This window comes from Acinetobacter chinensis (genome assembly GCF_002165375.2).
In the GTDB taxonomy this organism is placed as follows: domain Bacteria; phylum Pseudomonadota; class Gammaproteobacteria; order Pseudomonadales; family Moraxellaceae; genus Acinetobacter; species Acinetobacter chinensis.
The window spans coordinates 2,242,527-2,262,216 of record NZ_CP032134.1 but is presented as its reverse complement, the minus strand read 5'-3'; the positions used below and the strand labels follow the sequence as shown (position 1 = coordinate 2,262,216).

The window sequence follows — 19,690 nt, the reverse complement described above, 5'->3', positions numbered from 1 at the left end:
CTGTTTTGGTTAATCTCTGTGACATCATTGAAAGAGGCCTCAAATGGACTGTTATTTTTTATCAAACTGGCATATTGTAAGTGTGAATAATGATCAGAAAATTGATGATCCATGGCCAGGCGATGTATAACAGGTTTGGCTGAGACAAAGAAAAACAGAAGGATGCTAGCAAATGAATGCCCAGGTACAGCCCAGACGGGAAGTTGAAGATATCCCAGGATTTCAGTTACCCATTAAAAACTACTCAGAGTTTTACAGATTTTATCTGACTGAACATCGCAATATCATGAGTCGCCGTTTACATGCAGCAGGCAGCAGTGTGGGTATTTATTTTTTCACTAAAGCCATTCGACAGCGTAAACCCAAATATTTTGTCTATGGACTGGTTTCAGGCTATGCCTGTGCCTGGGTAGGGCATTTCGTCTTCGAAAAAAATAAACCTGCCAGTTTTAAACAGCCTTTATACAGTTTCATTTCAGACTGGCGGATGCTGTCAGACATCGTGCGCGGTAATTTAAGCCTGCGTGACCGTAAATTTGATAAAATAGACAGTTAATCTGAGCTGTATTTTACTGAACTTCATAAAATGGATGATTCAAAATCATCCATTTTTTATTCTGAATCTGCACGGTTCAGCGTAGCAACAGCATGAATGTTTTTAAGAAGCGGAGATGTTATATTTTTTCAGTGCGTATTATTTACTGAAGATTATTCTGATTTATACTTTTTATGAAAAAAATGTGATTGAAATACTTTAAAAAAATCCTAAGGAAAAATATTTATAAAGAAACAGAAAAATCTGTAGAAATGACCTGAAAACAAAATGTTTTATTAATCGTTATAAAGGTAGCAATATTTATTTTTTATTGAATTTTATATTTGGGTGAATGTGTATGGAAAAGTTATTCTTATCACATTAACTTCATAAAAAGAAAAATAATTCATGGAAAATTACGAGATACATTATGAGGAACTGGTCGATCTGATTTATAAAATTCCATTACAGTATGATGGCTGGGGGAGTTTTTGTAAGAAATTATCAACCGTTATAAACTGTTCCAGTGTTCACGTTTTAGCTCGGGATCTGGAGTTTCAGGTGTATTCATTCAGTAGAACTGTGAAGCGGTTTATCAGTGGAAAGGATGCAGCTCAGGTTGAAGTTTTATATCTGCATTTTCCTGTTCAGGAATGGAAGGGGGTATTGAATACATCCCGTCAGGGCTGGTATCAGTGTCATCATGATATTTCAGATGATATTTTAAAAAAGCCTGATTTATCCCACGATATATTACTTCCAGATCAGATACGTTATACAGCTGCACATGAAATAATCAGGGATGATAAATTATGTATGCTGATTGCAATACAGACCTCAGCACAAAGACAGCCACTGGTTTCCGATGAATTGATTTTTCTTGATAAATTATTGATTCATTTAAGAAGAGTGGTAAAAATACAACGTAATATTTATGAGCATTCAACACAATCCATTATTGGCTTTGAACTGATAGATAAGTTGTCGCAACCGGTTATTCTGCTGAGTTTATCAGGTACAGTTCTGCACCATAATCATGCAGCAGAAAGAGTTACTGGAAAAAATAAAATTATTGCAGTTCAGAATGAGTTGATATGTCTGCCTGAACCTTATCAGACAATGCTGATCCAGAATATTAACCAGCTGGAAAGACAGTTTAAAAATGAAAGAACTTTAAAAAACAATAAGCTGAATAATAGCTGTATTAAAATCAAACATGCAGATGGAAACATTCTTTATCTCTTTGTTACTTTACTGGTTTCTGAAAATGAAATGAAAATGTCCGGTATTCTTCCTGCTGTTATGCTGACACTTTATGATTCAGGTTATTCATCAGCCATAGATCTGCATCTGTTACATCTTTCATTTCATCTGACTCCAGCGGAGACAAAAGTTGCCCTGCTGTTACTGGAAGGTTATTTACCCAAAGAAATTGCTCAGAAAAATCATGTCACAGAAGATACGGTAAGAAAGCAGATTCGTGCTATTTATAAAAAAACGTCAACAAACAGGCAGTCAGAGCTTGTTCGGCTGCTGCTGAATATGCCTGAGTATAGAATTTAGTTTTAAAGAATTTATACCCAGTTCAGGGAATGGATTATTGCTTTCAGAAATTTCAGAATATCTATAAAAGAAAAAGGAAATCCTGAAAATGAATCATAAAATAATCAAAATATGCACATTGACCATATTGCTGAGCGCATGTGCCGGAGTACCGACCAAACCTGTTGCTGGATTAAACCAAAGTCTGACATCTGATGGTCAGTTACAGTCACGACAGGGAGATTATGTAGTACGTATCAGCAAAATGAGCTCACGTTCAACAGAATACAAAGACATCTCAAAATATGGCTTACCGATCAGGGTAACTGTCGCTAATTTAAGTAAAAAACCACTGAAATTTGGTCCTGAAAATGTTCAGTTAACAAAGAATGGACAGCCTGTCTCAGCGCTGACGGTTGAAAGTTTAAATAAAATTCAGCAGAAAAAGGACCGGAAGGATGCAATCTGGGCGGGTGTTGTTGGAACACTTGCAATTGGTACCAGTATTTTAGGTGCATTATCTGGAGATACATCATTAGCACAGACTTCTCAGCAACAGGCAAGTGAATCGATAAATTCAGCCTTTGAAACTTACAGTCAGTCGACTCAGTATACATCCAGTACGATGGATGCTTTAAGTCATCAGGTTACATCCAATGTACTCAATACGACGGTTTTAAAACCGAAGCAGGTGATTGATGGACTCGTTTTCTTTGAAAAGGTAAAAGAGACAGATCCGCTGGTTTTGATTATCGACACCAATGGAATGCAACATAAAGTGGATTTTCAGAAGTAAAATCAAGGAAGAAAAATCATGAAAAAATGGTTGTGGATGATGATTTTTCTGTTAAATGCATACAGTGCCCCATTGTATGCAGCTACGAATTCAGCAATGTCGGATATGGATATTGATGACTTGCTGAATCGTGCACAGGGCGAAGGAAACAGAAATATTTCAAAAGTAAATAAAGAAGTCAGAAGCAGGCTGAATTCAGCAAAGGACATCTATCATGAGCATGCGCAGAAATCTGCTGAAAAGCTGATGCAGAATCAGGCGTTTTCAGGCGCAGGAAACAGGGGGGCTGGTTCAGGGCTCAAAAGTCTGGCTTTAAATAGTGCACTTGTCTAGGAGACAAGCTGTAATGGGACCTACAGTAAACTTGGCTCAATCATGAAAGCTTATACTGACCCCGAATTAAAGGATTTACGAAACTCGATCCTCAGTACGAAAGTACAGGATGTGATTTCTAAAGTAAAAACCTCCACTGCAAATAAAGAGCAGGCTATCAAACAGGCTCTGCTTGATGCTGAAAATTATGATAAGACAGCAAAAGATGCAGCAGGAACAGCTTCACAGTCATGGGGTGGACCTGGCGAAGATCCTGCTGTATTACTCAATTCAGGTCGTTTGCCTGTGAATCACTCCTGTGCGGTCAATTCCATGCCATATAAGGCTATTTGCGCATCTGTTGCAAATCAATGGGGAGGTTTGACATCCAGATTTACTGCTGAATTACTGAAAAAATGCTGGTAAAAATATCTGCAAACAGAGTATCAGATGCAAAACTGGGTTCTGTTGTGAAGCAGACTGATTCATTCTTTTGAAAAAATTGCACAATATGATAAAAAAAAGACAAATGAATGTTTAAGGGTATTGCAAAATTAGAGTGAATATTCTAATAATTACTTATGTCGAATCAACCATCTGGCAATGGTTTAACCACGGCAACTCTTTATCTTTCCATGCCTGAGGGTAACATTCCTCAGGCTTTTTTTATTTCTGGAAACTGGATTGTTCAGAAAGTAGATGAAATATCTGCTGAAGTGCATCTGGATTGAAAAATGATTGCATTGAATGAATAGGTTGATCCATTATGCTCTGCAAGCCTCCCCAAATGCTTTTTTGAACGCAGAACATAATGGATCATGTTTGGTCATACCTAAATTATTATTATATTTTGTAGGCATGGTTCTCTTTACAGACTATTACTTTTATAACTCTATTGTTGTTATCAAGTAACTTTATTAAATACTCCTGTTAAAAAATGATCTATCACTGAAATCTGGTATTTTTCAGTTTTTTAAATTTACTTCACTAATTGTTCAGAATTAATTGCAGGTATATGTATTCTGGTCACCTGTCTATACCTGGTTTATGGAATAGACTGCAAAAAAAATATGTCTAACACTATGCAGACTATAAAAAAATACTGGAAGTCATCATGAAATTAAAATTAATCGCGATTTTGTGCAGTGGAATTTTTTTAATGACTGGGTGCGGTGGTGGATCGGACAGTCAAAGTTCAGCAGATCAGGGAACACCTGGTGGAAATAATCAAAATAATGAAAGTTCGGAAGCACAGGTACTGGCTAAAGTTGAAACAAGCAGCGGGATTGCACTTCGGGAAACCCTGATGGAGGGAATCGTGGATACCCTTGTATACGGTATGGACGAAATAGGTGAGTCTATACCCTGTAAAACGGGTTCATGGAAACAGACAGGAACTGTAATTACACTGGATAAATGTACAGGTATTTTTGAGAGTGAGGCCAGTGCAGTTGCAAATGGCAGTATTGATGTGAGTGCGGGTTATAATTTTCAGGATTTAAACCTGGCTTTTCCTGACGGCACCACGCAGATCATTAAAGGGAAATTACTGAGCACAGACAGTGAAATACTGACGCAGTTTAAATCAGATCAGATCGATATCCTGGTAAAAGAGCCGAATGGTAAAGGTGGTTTTCAGAGTGTCAGTTATGTACTGAGTGATTATCAGCTGGACTGGACTCCTCAGGGTGCTGCGGATATTAAAAATCAGGTCAAAGGAAAAGTGAAATCCACAGGGCGTGAAGGTGGGGATATTAATATCGCATTTGATAATTCAGCAACGCCTTATCTGTTCAAAACTGATGCAGAGGGTGAAGTGGTGGGTTATCCGTACAGTGGAGTGTTGAATATTCAGGATCTGACTGACAGTACCAGTACGATCAGTATTTCATATCTGGATGCTCAAAACGCAATATTTAAAGCAATTGTAAAAAATAAACTTTTATTTGATAAGACTGCTACATGGGAGAGTTTACTGGAGTTATGAGTAAGGAAGTTGATTGTTTGATTGCGGCCGTATGTAAATACGGCTTTTTTTTATCTGTGGAAAATATGCCATAGCGTCGGATTCACTGATCAGGCTGTTGTCTGGGCTTGATGCGATTGAATGATTCTGAAGTTTTATGGATAGGAAGAATTAAATACATATTTATGGTTCGGTGATGAACCGTCGGGTGGAATCGGGTTAAAATCAGGTTTTGTTTTGACAGCGGTTTAAAATATGCGTGGTCTGTATCTGATTACTAATGATGATCCTATCGAACTTTTACTGGCAAAGCTCGAAGGTGCTATGGCGACTTATGATGTTGCGGTATTACAGTACCGTCGTAAAAAAGTGGCTAAAGAAGATCAGGCTTATGAAATTGAATACATGAAGTCAATGTGTGCGCAATATAAAGTGCCTTTCGTCATTAATGATGATCTTGAAACTGCCGTGAAGTACGGTGTGGGTGTACATCTGGGGCAGGGTGATGGTTCTGTTGCAGAAGCAGTCCAGCGCTTACCTAAAGGTGTCCTGATTGGACGCAGCTGTAATAACTCGATTGAACTTGCAGAACAGGCTGTTGCCGATGGCGCAAATTATGTGGCTTTTGGCGCAATTTTTGCCACAGAAACGAAACCTGAAGCTGGAAATATCGGGCTTGAAACTTTAAAACAGGCAAAAGAAAAATTTGATGTTCCAGTCTGTGCGATCGGTGGCTTAACTGTTGAAAATTCAGCAGAAGTGATTGACGCAGGTGCAGACTTTTGTGCAGTAATTAGTGATATATTAGGTCGCTCTTTATCAGGTGTAACTGTCCGAACTCAGGAATGGGCAGAGTTGTTTTCCGCTCATAAAGCCTGAGTTATTTTGTGATTTGAATTATTAAGCCGAGAATTTTCATGACTTTATCTGCCAAGCAGGAACAATTGTTTAAACAAGCCAGTAAACATATTCCAGGAGGAGTAAATTCTCCTGTAAGAGCATTTAACGGTGTTGGTGGAACTCCCGTATTTATTGAAAAGGCGAAAGGTGCTTATCTATATGATGTAGATGGTAAGCGCTATGTGGATTATGTCGGTTCATGGGGACCGATGATTCTTGGGCATGCACATCCTGAAATTGTAAAAGCTGTTCAGGAAGCTGCTGTGGATGGTTTAAGTTTTGGCGCACCGACGGTCCATGAGACCACACTGGCAGATATTATCTGTGAAGTGATGCCATCCATTGAACTGGTTCGTATGACCAACTCCGGTACAGAAGCAACTATGACTGCAATCCGTCTGGCTCGTGGCTATACCGGTCGTGACATGATTGTAAAATTTGAAGGCTGTTACCATGGTCATTCAGATTCACTGCTGGTGAAAGCAGGATCGGGTATGCTGACGATGGGCGAACCGACATCCAAAGGTGTTCCTGCCGATTTTGCCAAACATACTCTGACTTTGCCGTATAACGATATTGAGGCAGTAAAAGCCTGTTTTGCCAAGTTTGGTGCAGAGATTGCAGGTGTGATTGTTGAACCTGTTGCAGGGAATATGAACCTGGTTAAACCCCTCCCTGGTTTCCTTGAAACCATTCGTGAACAGTGTGATGAGCATGGTTCAGTCTTTATTATTGATGAAGTGATGACGGGTTTCCGTGTGGCTTTGGGTGGTGCGCAGGCTTATTACAACGTAAAGCCGGATCTGACCACTTTAGGTAAAATTATTGGTGCGGGACTTCCTGTTGGAGCGTTTGGCGGTAAGCGTGAAATTATGGAATGCATTGCACCTTTAGGCGGTGTATATCAGGCAGGAACGCTGTCAGGTAACCCACTGGCAATGCGTGCCGGTATCAAAATGTTTGAAATGTTACGTCAGCCAGGTTTCCATGAACAGTTGTCTGCCCGTCTGGACAGCTTGCTGAAAGGTCTTCAGGCTGCGGCGGATGAAGCAGGTATTCCATTCTTTACTCAGCAGGCTGGTGGTCTGTTTGGTCTTTATTTTACAGATCAGACTGAAATCAGCAGTTTTGATCATATTCTGAAGTGTGATGTGGATGCTTTCCGTAAATTTTTCCACGGTATGCTGAAACGTGGGGTCAACCTGGCTCCGTCTGCATTTGAAGCTGGATTTATTTCAGCAGCACATACAGAAGAAGACATTCAGTTCACAATTCAGGCAGCTAAAGAGACTTTTGCTGAAATGAAAGTCTAAGCGCTCAAAAATTCGATTAAACTAAGCCTGTGGCATCTGCTGCGGGCTTTTCTATTGGATTGAGGAATATGTTGTGATGAAGACTAAACACTATCTGACCCTGGAAGATGCTGAATTTTTATTGACGCGTGCTCACCAGTTTGCAGTAGATAAAGAATTTAATGTCAGTATTGCAGTCGTGGACGATACGGGCAGTCTCATGGCAATGAAAAGAATGGATGGTGCATCACCGATGACAGCGGGTCTGAGTATTGAAAAAGCTCGATGTTCAGCTGCGAGCCGTCGTCCATCGGGAATGTTTGAAGAACTGGTCAGAGATGGTCAGTTGGGGTTCTTAACGGTCAACAGTGTTTCAGGTATGCTGGAAGGTGGAGAACCTATCCTTTATAAAGAGCAGCTGGTTGGAGCTGTGGGTGTTTCTGGTGTCAAATCTGAGCAGGATGCAGAGATTGCCCGTCATGCCATTCAGGTTTTCCTGGCTTTAGCTGATTAATCCGGTACAGGTTCAGTCAGTATGCTGTATACAATGCCCAAAAAGATTCAGCTCAGCCCATCTTTGGCAAAATGGACTTTACTCTCTGAGGAAAGTGTACTGCTGGTCGCAGGGCTGAATGAACTGCGTCTTTTGTCGGACTGGGAACAGTCGGAACTGAATCACAACATGCTGCATACACTCAAAAGAGCAAAAGCACTTGAAATTCCAGTGGTTGATTATTCATATCAGCAGGATATTCAAGGTCTGATGCAGCTGGGTGAACAGATGACTCAGCGTAAGCAGCTTATTATTTCAGGACTGATCAGTCCTCAGCTTAAACCGTTGCTGTCACATCTGAAAAGCATTACGGATAAAGTCTGCCTCGTGGATGATGCAATTCAGCTGGCAAATCAGGAACAGCATATTCAATGGGTTGAAAATATGACCCAGCAGCATATTCATCACATGAACAGTCATACTGTTGCCAGACTGTGGTCTTTGTCAGCACCGAAAGAAAAAATTCTTTCTTATAAAGGGATTCTGCTGGCTGTGGCTGAACAGCTGGATATGGAGCCACTGGAAATTGATCCAGAAACTGATTTACGTCAGTATGGACTGGATTCTGTAGCGATGGTCAGTCTGATCGGTTTATGGCGTGCCAATGGCGCGGGAATCAGCTATGAAGACTTTGAACAGAACAATTCACTGAGACAACTTTTCCATCTTTTGAAAGCTGAGTTTTAATTTTCAGCAAATTGAAATTATTTTTTGTCAGAATCGGAAAATCCGTCGGGAAAAGAAGCATTGTGCATTGTAATTCTGTGTCAGGCTTTCTATCATTGCCGCCTTGTTTTTATGATCAGCCTGGATTGAACTTTGAGTAATTTTCTAACTGAACATCTGATTCATCGTGATAAAGATTTCATGGTTATTCACAAACCAGCAGGAATACTTACTGTTCCAGGTAAAACTGAAGACTTAAAGGACTGCGTGATTTCAAGGCTTCTGAAAACAGAACCCAGAACACTTCTGATTCACCGTCTTGACCGTGATACTTCTGGCATTCTTGTATTTGCATTGTCCAGAACAGGTCAGAATAGTATTTCAAGACAGTTCCAGGAAAGACAGACATCCAAAACTTATCAGGCACTGGTTGCAGGCAGACTTGAAGGTGAGGGTGAGATCAGTGTTCCTGTAGTGTACGATCCTGCTCATCCTCCTTTACATATTGCCGACCCTGAACACAACAAAACTGCACTGACTTTGTGGAAAGCAGTGGAGCATTCTGAAATTCAGGGACAGCCAGTCACCCGGGTGGAACTGACACCTGTTACCGGCAGATCGCATCAGTTAAGGGTTCATATGCAGTACCTGGGACACCCAATTATTGGGGACACGCTGTATGCAACTGAGGAACAGCAGTCACTGGCAGAAAGACTCTGTCTGCATGCTGCTTATCTGAGTTTCAGTCATCCTGTCAGTGGTGAAAAGGTTGAATTTCACTGCGCAGTCCCTTTTTAAATGAATCTTCATGAATACTTACTAATATTGCTCACTTTTTAGTGGGCTTTGTGTCAAAATACATTGCTTAAAGACGGGATTATTTGATCAAATACCGAACAGGTATATGGCTCAGAAATCGCAGTCCTAACTTCTGAAAAAAGGTGGAAAAATTGCAGCAGTTTGCTATTGGTCAACGTTGGTTATCTGATACAGAAACAGAGCTTGGTCTGGGAGTTCTTATTGATGTAGATGAACGATCGGTCAGCATTTTATTCCCCAAAAGTGATGAAACCCGTGTCTATGCACGGAACAATGCACCTTTGTCACGCATTATATTTAATGTGAATGATGAAGTTCAGGATCAGGAAGGTAACAAGTGGACCGTAGAGTCACTTGAAGACCGTCATGGTGTAGTCCGTTATAACGTTTTCCGTAAACTTGAAGATGGTACGGATGAGCGAAAATCCTTAAATGAAACCCGAATTGGCGCAACCATTCAGCTGGCAAAACCGCTGGACAGACTGCTTGCAAGCCAGGTCGACTATAAAGAATGGTATGACCTGCGTATTGAAGCACTGATGATGCAGGCGGGCATGAAAGTCAGTCCTTTACGTGGTCTGATCGGTTCCCGTGTAGGACTGATCCCGCACCAGCTGTATATTGCCCATGAAGTGGGACAGCGTTTTGCTCCCCGTGTTCTTTTAGCTGATGAAGTCGGTCTGGGTAAAACCATTGAAGCGGGTCTGATTATTCATCAGCAGCTCAAGACAGGTCGTTCAGAGCGTATTCTGATTCTGGTTCCTGACTCACTTCAGTATCAGTGGATGATTGAAATGCGTCGTCGTTTCAACCTGAATTTCTCACTGTTTGATCTGACACGTACAGCATCCATTAAAGAGCATGATCCAGAACAGAATCCATTCCTGACAGAGCAGTGCATTATTGCGTCTGTGGATCTGATGATTGACCATGATGATCTGCGTGAGCAGGCGATTGCTGCCGGTTTTGATCTACTCGTTGTGGATGAAGCACATCATCTGATGTGGAGTGAAGAAGAAGGTGGTAATGACCGTTATGATCTGGTGGAGGAGTTTGCACAGCAGACAGCAGGTGTACTGTTACTGACTGCAACACCTGAACAGTTGGGTGTGGAAAGTCATTTTGCCCGTTTACGTTTACTTGATCCACAGCGTTTCAGTTCACTTGACCGCTTCCTGGATGAAGAAGAACAGTATCAGCATACTGCAAAAATCGCAGAAGTACTGATGTCAGATTTCCCGCTTGAAGAAGAACATCTGAATGCGGTTGAAACATTACTGGGACATCGTATCAGCGATGAACCAGAACAGCGTTACCGTGCGATTCATGAACTGCTTGACCGTCATGGCACAGGTCGTATTCTGTTCCGTAATACACGTGAGGCGATTCAGGGCTTCCCTGGACGTGACTGCCTGCCGGCACCGTTGCCAGCGCCAGAAAACTGGTCTAAAGATGGCAAACTGCGTGAACAGATGTGGCCGGAAGAAGCCCAGCTGGATGGTGCCTGGATGGAATCAGATCCTCGTGTCATGTGGCTCATGGAGCGATTGCGTACAGATTTAAAACATAAAAAAGTCCTGCTGATTGCACGCAGTGGTCCTGTTGTGGAAGCACTTGAAAATGTATTGCGTATACATGCCGGTATCCGTACTGCCATGTTCCATGAGGGCATGAGCCTGCTTGAGCGTGATCAGGCAGCAGCTTATTTTGCTGAAGACTCTTATGGCGCACAGATTTTATTATGTTCAGAAATTGGTTCTGAGGGACGGAACTTCCAGTTTGCCTCTGATCTGATTCTGTTTGATTTACCTGCTAACCCAGATGTGCTTGAACAGCGTATCGGACGTCTTGACCGTATTGGTCAGGAAAACCGTATTCAGATTCATGTGCCATATCTGACTGGAACCGCTCAGGAGCGTATGTTCCGCTGGTATAACGAAGCCCTGAACATTTTCAGTAATATTTCACCTGCTGCACAGACCTTACAGGAAAACTTTATTGTTGATCTGAAAGACTGTCTGCTGTCAGATCAGGGTCAGAAATTTGAAGATCTGCTTGAAGCAGTCAGTGTTCAGCGTGAAGCACTGGAAACAGAACTTCAGGCGGGGCGTGACCGTCTGCTTGAATATAATTCATGCCGTCCAGTTGTGGCACAGGAAATTGTGCAGGCAATGGAAAGCTATGATGATAACTCTACATTGCCAATGTTCATGAAGCGTTTTATGGCTTCCACCAATATTGATTTTGATGAGCAAAGCAACGGTACAGTCATCATTAAACCAACTGATCAGATGCAGGTTCAGGGACTGACACTGGATGAAGACGGTATGACCGTGACCTTCTACCGTGATCAGGCTCAGACACGTGAAGATGCACAGTATCTGACTCTTGAACATCCATTCACTGAGAGTGTAATGGAAATGATCAGTACTCAGTCATTCGGCAGTACCAACGTCGCACTGCTGAAATCTGGTGCACTGAAGCAGGGTACTATCCTGATGGAAGTCTGGTTCAAGGTGGATGTGGTTGCACCTAAAGCGCTCAATTTACCGTCCAGTCTGCCTCAGCAGCTGATTCGGGTGTTACTGAGTGAAACAGGGCAGGATCTTTCTGCGAAAATTAATCCTGAGATTCTGAAACCTTATCTGCATCATCTGGATGGCAACAGTTGCCGTCAGGTGGTAAAAGCACGCCGTGAAGTGATTGAACAGCGTTATTCGCAGGCACTGGATATTGCAAAAGGTTCATTACCTGAACTGACACAGCAGGCTAAAGAAGTCTACGGTTCTAAATGGCAGTATGAAATTGACCGTTTAAGCTATCTGAAGCAGTTCAATCCAAGTATCCGTGAAGATGAAATTGCCCGCTTACAGAAATTCCAGAAAGAAGGTCTGAACCTGCTGGATGGTTTATCTGTAACACCAGAAGCGATTCAGATTCTGGTTGTAGTAAAGCCTTAAAACGCGAATATATAAGAAAGCTCCTGAGGGAGCTTTTTTTTGTGTCAGCACTTTTAAAGTGACAGAACGGTATGACTTCTTCTACATAAAAATATCAGTCAAAGGCAATTACAGTTGGGGAGAACTGTATTAACGTATGTTGATTCAACATGGAAAATGGCATTCATCATGATTCTGGACAACACTGAAAAATTAGCACTGCATTTTACGCATGCCAATGGTATTCCATCTGCAAGCTATCAAAAATTTTTTCAGAGTTTTGGTCACAATTATGAACTGAAAGCGATTCCCCTGATTGGCATGAGTCCTGATTTTCCTGTGACCTATACATGGGAGCATCTGGTCAATCAGGTGATTGAAGATATTGAACAGCAGTTCCCAAAGCAGAAGGTGATTGGCTTAGGGCATTCTTTTGGTTCTTTAGTGACTTTAATGGCAGCTTATAAACGCCCTGATCTGTTTTCACAGCTGGTGATTATGGATCCACCTTTTGTGATTGGTTCAAAATCTGCCCTGTTCGAAGCAATGCAAAAACTGAAACTCAAAGCTGTAGATAAAATTACGCCAGCAGCGATTACCCTAAAACGCAATGATCACTGGTCAGATCTGGAAACGGCATATACCTCATTACGGAATAACCGTTTATTTAAAAACTTTGATCAGCAGTGTTTTGATGATTATTTTGCTCATGGTATTCGGGCAGATGAACAGCGAGGCGGTGTAACGCTCAGCATTCCTAAACAGGTTGAGGCAGATATCTTTCGTACTGTGCCTGCCTGGTGGTGGAGAACTCCAAGACAGGCACCGGATGTGCCCGTGCATTTAATTACAGCGACACATAGTCATTTTTATAAGCAGGGTTTACCGCAGGGTATGAAAAAAACCTATGGTATTGAGTTCAGCGTGGTAGATGGCAGTCATATGTTTCCACTGGAACAGCCTGAAATGACGGCACAGAAAGTCAAAAGTATTATCGAAATGAACGCTTAAGGTTTAACTTAATTTTGATCAGGCTTACTGAAACTGAGCCTCATCCAGATGACGCGCGCCTTCTAAAATCATACGGATCATAATCATGGTCTGTTCTGCAACTTCAGTACGTTCAGCCACAGGGACATCAATCACCTTTGCACCCATGTTGAAAACCAGTTGAGTAATGGCTTTTGCAACCAGTTCAGGATGGGCAATTTTGCTGTTGTTCAGTCGTTCCAGTCGAATCAGATCATCCTGAAGCTCCTGCTGAAAATAATTGAGCTGACGTTCAACTGCCTGTTTATATGATCGTGATCCAGTAAATCCTTCACGCAGCAGCAGACTCAGATTGCCTTCATCGGCATCCAGCTGTTCTATAAAAACTTCTACAGAACTGCGGATAATACTGTTCTGGCGGGAAGCTTTAATACGTGCTTCATGCAGAATCTGACGTAAAACAATACCAGCCCGATCTATCAGTTCAATAGCAAGTTCATCTATATCTTTGAAATGTCGATAAAAACTGTTTGGAGCAATTCCTGCCTCACGTGCAACTTCCCGCAGACTCAGAGATGAAATACTTTTTTGAGGTCCAATTAAATTCAGTGCAGCCTGAAACAGTTCTTCTTTTGTAATGGTTGCTTTGCGCCCAACGGTACGTACCGTCACAGGTTCTCTGTGCGTCTGCTGTTCAGCAACAGTGTCAATATTTGTATTAATCGAAGACTGAATCATATTTTTCAATGGATTAGAGACATTTCCGCATTATAGCCCGAGCAGACACAGTTGTGAAACGAATGGATACAATACGAATATATATACAAATATATATACATGTGTATAATAATTAAAAATCAACAGCAACGTGGTCCGTGCTATGCAGATGACTGAAAAAAGAAGCTCATTGTTTAAAGAGTTTGCCGAAGGGGTGATAGACCGTCATACCGTTAATTTCTGGTTGCAGAAATTAAATCCTGTGTGGTCTGTTCACCAGGCTTTAGGAAAAATTGTGCAGATTCATCAGGCAGCTGCCGATACAGTGAGTCTGACGTTGCAGACAAACCGTCATTTTCAGGCAGGACAGGCAGGACAGCATCACCCGGTCTTTGTCAGCATTGAAGGTGTGCGTTATGAACGTAATTACAGTCTGACTCAGCTCGATGCACATCACGTATTGCTGACCGTAAAAAAAACTGACAAAGGAAAAGTCAGTCACTGGCTGACTGAACAGGCAAAAACCGGTGATATTCTTGAGTTCGGACAGCCTTATGGTGATATGACATTACAGCAGGCAGGAACAGATTCAGTACTGTTGCTGGCAGCCGGCAGTGGAATCACTCCTATGTACAGTCTGCTGAATGACCTGCACCAGAAAAAACAGCTTTCTCAAAAGAAAATAAAACTGCTGTACTGGGTGAAACATTATGCAGATGTGGCTTTTAAACAGCAGTTTGAGCAATGGGCAGAGCAGTATTCAGATTTCAGCTGTGAGTTTTTCTACACCCAGGAAGGGGATTCACGGATCAATGAAACACATCACGCTGCGGCGGGTGACATGCAGTCAGGTACAGTGTTTGCCTGCGGACCATCAGGGTTTTCAGCAGAAGTTGAAAAACTGTTTACTCACGCTGCACGACTGAAAACAGAATCATTCAGTTTAAGTCAGTTTGACGGCGGTGAGACAGGTTTTGTCAATGTGACGCTGACCCGTTCAGACAGAACAGTAGCGATACCTAAAGGACAGTCCATTCTGGTTGGTCTGGAACAGCAGAATATTAAACCCGCACACGGATGCCGTATGGGCGTCTGTCATAAGTGTGTCTGCTCGAAAGTTCAGGGAACAACCCAGGACATAGCAAACGGTAAGCATCACCATGAACCTGGCAGTGCTTTAAAAATTTGTGTCAATTCAGCTCAGACTGACCTCGTCATTGATCTTTAAGAGAGATATACATCATGAATATGCCTGTAAAATTTCAATATTTTAAAAATCCGAAAAACAGAGAGCTGACGCAGACTGAACTGGATGCACTGGCAAAAGAACTAGATGCCATCAAGCAGGAAGTTTTGGATGATATTGGGGAAAAAGACGCCAAGTATATCCGTAAAGTGTATTCCACAATCCGCTATGCATCCATTGCAGGTCGTGCCTGTCTTTTTGCAGGATGGTTACCGCCGATGTGGCTGCTGGGTACAGGACTGCTTGGATTTGCCAAAATCATGGAAAACATGGAACTGGGGCATAATGTGATTCATGGTCAGTATGACTGGATGAGTGATCCTAAATTTCAGGGTGCGACCTATGAGTGGGATATTGTCGGAACTTCGGATAACTGGCGTCAGACCCATAACTTTAAACATCACACCTATACCAACATCAAAGGTATGGATGATGATATCGGCTATGGTTTGATCCGACTGTTTCCTGAACAGCGCTGGAAACCTGGCTATTTGCTGCAGCCGTTATACAGTATTCCTTTCTGTTTATTGTTTCAGTGGGGTGTTGCTATTCAGAACCTTGAAATTGGTCGGGTGCTTTATGGCAAAAAAACCAAAAAAGAATTTATGGAAGAATGGAAACCTTTACAGCGCAAAATGACGAAACAGCTGTTTAAGGATTATGTGTTTTTTCCTTTAATTGCAGGACCTGCGGCATTACCGGTATTGACCGGAAACCTGGTTGCAAACGGTATCCGTAACGTCTGGACTTTCAGTATTATTTTCTGCGGTCATTTTACCAAGGATGTGGAAGTTTTTCCGAAATCTGTTATGCAGAATGAAAGCCGTGGACACTGGTACATGCGTCAGATCCGTGGTTCATCCAACCTGACAGGCTCTGAAGCATTTCATATTCTGACGGGGCATTTGAGTCATCAGATTGAACATCATTTATATCCGGATATTCCAGCAAGACGTTACCGTAAAATGGCACCGAAAGTGCAGGCTGTATGTGAAAAATATGGTCTGAATTATAATAATGCGAGTCTGTTCAAACAGTATGGCAGTGTCATAAAACGGATCGTGAAATACGCATTTCCATTCAAAAAATAAATAAAACAACCACCTGCAAACAGGTGGTTGTTTATATGGGTTAGAGATGAAACAGGTTCAGACTGCTTCATCTGTCTCCCGATCAGTAATGCTGAACTGAGTGCGTAAAGCAGGAAGCTGAGAGCTTTCACCCACCATATAAGGATGATGTGCCAGTTCCAGCATGTCTAGGTCTTCATGGCTGTTGCCATAGGCATAAATGTGCCTGTAGCTGGACAGATCGTATTTATCTGTGACTCTGATTTTTTTCTGTTCACAGCTACAGTCTGCTGTGCTGTAAAGTCCCGTCAGTTTATCGTTTTTAATTTCAGGTTCAGTACAGATCAGGTCAATATCCAGCATTTCACAGACAGCGCTTAAATACAGACTGACCGATGCCGATACCAGCACAACATCGTCGCCCTGTTGCTGATGCTGTAACAGCTGTCTGAATAATTCAGTGTTGAAATGTGCAGGAAGTTCTTTGGCATATTCGTGAGCAAGTGCCTGTATTTCATTGAAATCAGCATTTCTGAACATCACATTGAACAGTCTTGCCCGCATGGCATGAGCAGGGTAGATATTTAAATAATAAGCCTGAACCCAGGGAATAATTTTAATGCCCCGACGCACAATCTGCCGTTTTTTTAAGGCATAAAAAATAAACCCTGTAAAACTGTCTTTGTTGTACAGTGTTCCGTCAAAGTCAAAAAGTGCTAAATTTTTATTCGTTTTGCCCGTTGCATACATGTCTGATAACGTCCGTTTACTCGTGTGGCAAACCAGTTGGTATTATAGTCACGACTCAGTTTGGGTCCTGAAATCACGACCTGAGGCATAATTGCATAAAAAGCGTCTTTACCTGTTTTTTCCCGATACAGCTTGGTCACTGCTCTGTATGTCGCTGTTTTTTCAAAGTCCTGATCTTTTTCTTTTTTCAGATCGGAACGGATCTGACGCGGAGTCACCAGTATATTATGGGTTGCAAATACATTGGTCAGCTCCCGTTCAGATTCACTCTTGGTCGCACGTGGTGAACCATCTTTGTTATAAAGCAACAGATCGCCATCGAGTGTCAGTTCAGCTGTGGTCAGATCATTCAGCATGCTCTGGAACGCGGCGTTTCGACTTGAATAACGACCTGAATTGTAATCGGCAAATCTGTAAAGAGGCTTATCATAGTCAGCAGGATACATCATCAGGCGGTGGATACCGTAATATAAACCGCCATACTGACTGTACATATCTGTTCTCAGTGCTGCAATGTTGCCACCCTGGCGTTTATGGTCTTTTGCGTACCCGATATGTACCTGCATTGACCCCAGTGTGGTAATAGGATTCAGCTTTTCACCAATGTCCTGACCAACCAGTCGGGCTGCACCAGTCAATGCACTGACATGATAATGCTTGGACATATAGTCAAAAATTTCACGATAAAGTTCATCCAGCTGACGCTCTGTTTTGACTCTGCGCATCTGACTTAAATAATTGTCTTCTGGGCTGGGCTGATTTTTCAGTACATCCTGAAAATATCCTGCAACTGTTCCCCCTATGGAGTCTCCCAGTTTATCTTTAAACTTTTCTTCCAGACGATCCTGTACTTCACGGACTGCTTTTTCACCCAGACCAGGTACCTGCGGATCAGCAACAAAATTGGATTCCTGATCAACGACCGCAACAATAGTGCAGATGTTTTCTTTGGTCTGGGGAATACCGAGCTGATCTGTAATATCGTAAATATCTTTTGCCCAGGACGGGCGATCACTGACCCGTGCAGGAATCAGTTTACGGATCTGTTCACTTTCAAGTGTTGGCTCATTATTTTTAGACCACCAGGAATTATCACCACAGGCTGTAATTCCAATAGACAATGACAGAATGGATAGAGATTTCAGAGAGCCTGTCAAAAAACTTTTTTTCATGCTGTGAAAAACCGTTCCTAAATAAATGAGCCAAAAGTGCAGACGAAGTATACTATGCTGGCAATAAAAGTTCAGAATATATATGTATATTGCATGGCAGAATCTGTCAAATGATTTGGTAGGCTGTTCTGTATGTATATGTCGTTGCTGATCAGGCTTTTCAGAGCCAGTTATACCTGTAGTCTCGATAAGACAGAGCGAGCGAATGGATATTTTCAGCTGAATTTACTAAAATACGCACCTTGTTGCAGTACCGGCTGCATCTATTCATCTGTTTTATCTCTCCAGTCACTGAGCGCGCAAAAGCGGTCATGCACCATGATGCTGGAAATGAAACAATCAGGCAAAGTTAAATGAGGCGACTGAATTGAGTCAACACAGTGTAATCAATGAATTGTTTGACAGATCAATTGATAGAAAACTTTGGGTCGCTCCCATGGCAGGCGTGACTGACAGGCCATTCAGAACGCTGTGCAAGTATTTTGGTGCAGGTCATGCTGTCAGTGAAATGATGACCTCTGACAAAACCTTGCGTATGAGTAAAAAAAGTCTGTACCGCGCAAATTTTGATGGTGAAATTGCTCCGATCTCAGCTCAGATTGCAGGTTCTGAACCGGCTGATCTTGCTGAAGCGGCGCGTTATCAGGTTGCAAATGGCGCTCAGATTGTAGATATCAATATGGGTTGTCCTGCCAAAAAAGTCTGTAACAAACTGGCAGGTTCTGCTCTTTTAAAAGATGAAGATTTGGTTGCACGTATTCTGGATGCTGTAGTTGCAGCCGTGGATGTTCCTGTAACACTGAAAACCCGTCTCGGTTTTTTAAATGGTCATGAAAATATTATGCGGGTTGCAAAGCGTGCAGAAGAAGCAGGAATTGCTGCTCTGGCACTGCATGGGCGTACCCGTGAAGATATGTACCTGAATACTGCGCGTTATTCATTGATTAAAGAAGTGAAGCAGCATATTGCAATTCCTGTGATTGCTAACGGTGATATTGACAGTCCTGAAAAAGCAAAATATGTACTGGATTATACGGGTGCAGATGCAATTATGATTGGTCGTGCTGCACAGGGGCGTCCGTGGATTTTTCGTGAAATTGGGCATTATCTGCAAACCGGAGAACACCTGGCAGCACCTTCCATACAGGAAGTGAAAGATGTTCTGCTTGGGCATTTATCTGAGCTGTATGAGTTTTATGGTGAATACTCAGGTTGCAGAATCTCCAGAAAACATATTGCCTGGTATACTAAAGGGCTGCGCAGCAGCAATGAATTCCGTCAGAATATGTATAAAGTTGAAAGCACAACAGCGCAGTTTAAAGTAGTGGAAGACTATTTTAATCAGTTGCTGGTACATGGCGAAATCATGAGTGATGTTCAGATTGAACAGGTCAATCTGCTGGACACAAAGTAAGCTCTGATCTA

20 protein-coding genes are annotated in these 19,690 nt (G+C 42.0%); 17 read left to right on the top strand and 3 right to left on the bottom strand.

Features of this window, described 5'->3' with window-relative positions; translation table 11 throughout:
- The first annotated feature begins 172 nt into the window (after window positions 1–172).
- The 14 genes from CDG60_RS11705 (at window position 173) to CDG60_RS11645 (ending at window position 13,331) form a co-directional block, all read left to right on the top strand.
- On the top strand, window positions 173–556 hold the full coding sequence (locus tag CDG60_RS11705) for an Mpo1-like protein (RefSeq protein ID WP_087512496.1): 384 nt from the start codon (window positions 173–175) through the stop codon (window positions 554–556).
- Between the two features lie 387 nt (window positions 557–943).
- On the top strand, window positions 944–2,098 hold the full coding sequence (locus CDG60_RS11700; protein WP_087512497.1) for a helix-turn-helix domain-containing protein: 1,155 nt from the start codon (window positions 944–946) through the stop codon (window positions 2,096–2,098).
- An 88-nt stretch (window positions 2,099–2,186) separates the two neighbouring features.
- Window positions 2,187–2,873 carry a hypothetical protein gene (locus CDG60_RS11695; protein ID WP_087512498.1) on the top strand — a complete coding sequence of 229 codons (687 nt, stop codon included), beginning with the start codon at window positions 2,187–2,189 and terminating at the stop codon, window positions 2,871–2,873.
- A gap of 18 nt (window positions 2,874–2,891) precedes the next feature.
- Entirely contained in the window at window positions 2,892–3,206 is a 315-nt protein-coding gene (locus tag CDG60_RS11690; RefSeq protein ID WP_087512499.1) for a hypothetical protein, read from the top strand.
- Between the two features lie 42 nt (window positions 3,207–3,248).
- Window positions 3,249–3,611 carry a hypothetical protein gene (locus CDG60_RS11685; protein ID WP_087512500.1) on the top strand — a complete coding sequence of 121 codons (363 nt, stop codon included), beginning with the start codon at window positions 3,249–3,251 and terminating at the stop codon, window positions 3,609–3,611.
- A 155-nt stretch (window positions 3,612–3,766) separates the two neighbouring features.
- Window positions 3,767–3,916 carry a hypothetical protein gene (locus CDG60_RS18205; protein ID WP_160117034.1) on the top strand — a complete coding sequence of 50 codons (150 nt, stop codon included), beginning with the start codon at window positions 3,767–3,769 and terminating at the stop codon, window positions 3,914–3,916.
- A gap of 383 nt (window positions 3,917–4,299) precedes the next feature.
- The gene (locus tag CDG60_RS11680; protein ID WP_087512501.1) at window positions 4,300–5,172 is read left to right on the top strand and encodes a hypothetical protein; all 873 of its coding nucleotides are present in this window, start codon (window positions 4,300–4,302) and stop codon (window positions 5,170–5,172) included.
- Between the two features lie 234 nt (window positions 5,173–5,406).
- Window positions 5,407–6,030 carry a thiamine phosphate synthase gene (gene thiE, locus CDG60_RS11675; RefSeq protein ID WP_087512502.1) on the top strand — a complete coding sequence of 208 codons (624 nt, stop codon included), beginning with the start codon at window positions 5,407–5,409 and terminating at the stop codon, window positions 6,028–6,030.
- Between the two features lie 38 nt (window positions 6,031–6,068).
- Entirely contained in the window at window positions 6,069–7,364 is a 1,296-nt protein-coding gene (hemL, locus tag CDG60_RS11670; protein ID WP_087512503.1) for a glutamate-1-semialdehyde 2,1-aminomutase, read from the top strand.
- Window positions 7,365–7,440: 76 nt separating this feature from the next.
- On the top strand, window positions 7,441–7,857 hold the full coding sequence (locus tag CDG60_RS11665; protein WP_087512504.1) for a GlcG/HbpS family heme-binding protein: 417 nt from the start codon (window positions 7,441–7,443) through the stop codon (window positions 7,855–7,857).
- Window positions 7,858–7,878: 21 nt separating this feature from the next.
- Window positions 7,879–8,583: a phosphopantetheine-binding protein gene (locus CDG60_RS11660; RefSeq protein ID WP_087512505.1), complete on the top strand. Its 705-nt coding sequence runs from the start codon at window positions 7,879–7,881 to the stop codon at window positions 8,581–8,583.
- Between the two features lie 132 nt (window positions 8,584–8,715).
- A complete protein-coding gene (locus CDG60_RS11655) occupies window positions 8,716–9,360 on the top strand; it encodes an RluA family pseudouridine synthase (protein ID WP_087512506.1) in 645 nt (214 codons plus the stop codon).
- Window positions 9,361–9,503: 143 nt separating this feature from the next.
- The gene (gene rapA / locus CDG60_RS11650) at window positions 9,504–12,341 is read left to right on the top strand and encodes an RNA polymerase-associated protein RapA (protein WP_087512507.1); all 2,838 of its coding nucleotides are present in this window, start codon (window positions 9,504–9,506) and stop codon (window positions 12,339–12,341) included.
- A gap of 168 nt (window positions 12,342–12,509) precedes the next feature.
- Window positions 12,510–13,331, top strand: coding sequence for an alpha/beta fold hydrolase (locus CDG60_RS11645; protein ID WP_087512572.1), 822 nt, complete (start codon window positions 12,510–12,512; stop codon window positions 13,329–13,331).
- 24 nt (window positions 13,332–13,355) lie between these two features.
- Here the strand turns inward: CDG60_RS11645 and fabR are convergent, their stop codons facing one another.
- Window positions 13,356–14,048, bottom strand: a complete 693-nt coding sequence (gene fabR / locus CDG60_RS11640; protein ID WP_087512508.1) for an HTH-type transcriptional repressor FabR — start codon at window positions 14,046–14,048, stop codon at window positions 13,356–13,358.
- A 142-nt stretch (window positions 14,049–14,190) separates the two neighbouring features.
- Between fabR and CDG60_RS11635 the strand changes: the two genes are divergently transcribed.
- Window positions 14,191–15,255, top strand: a complete 1,065-nt coding sequence (locus CDG60_RS11635; protein WP_087512509.1) for a ferredoxin reductase — start codon at window positions 14,191–14,193, stop codon at window positions 15,253–15,255.
- A 14-nt stretch (window positions 15,256–15,269) separates the two neighbouring features.
- Entirely contained in the window at window positions 15,270–16,364 is a 1,095-nt protein-coding gene (locus CDG60_RS11630; protein ID WP_087512510.1) for a fatty acid desaturase family protein, read from the top strand.
- Between the two features lie 57 nt (window positions 16,365–16,421).
- Here the strand turns inward: CDG60_RS11630 and CDG60_RS11625 are convergent, their stop codons facing one another.
- Both CDG60_RS11625 and CDG60_RS11620 read right to left on the bottom strand, forming a co-directional pair.
- Window positions 16,422–17,093, bottom strand: coding sequence for an HAD-IB family hydrolase (locus CDG60_RS11625; protein WP_087512511.1), 672 nt, complete (start codon window positions 17,091–17,093; stop codon window positions 16,422–16,424).
- Complete coding sequence (locus CDG60_RS11620; RefSeq protein ID WP_087512512.1) at window positions 17,060–18,265, bottom strand: DUF1615 domain-containing protein; 1,206 nt, start codon at window positions 18,263–18,265, stop codon at window positions 17,060–17,062. Before CDG60_RS11620 ends, CDG60_RS11625 begins: the two co-directional genes overlap by 34 nt.
- Before the next feature lie 436 nt (window positions 18,266–18,701).
- On the opposite strand from CDG60_RS11620, the gene dusB reads away from it, so the two are divergent.
- Window positions 18,702–19,679, top strand: a complete 978-nt coding sequence (gene dusB, locus CDG60_RS11615) for a tRNA dihydrouridine synthase DusB (protein ID WP_264757122.1) — start codon at window positions 18,702–18,704, stop codon at window positions 19,677–19,679.
- Window positions 19,680–19,690: the final 11 nt, after the last annotated feature.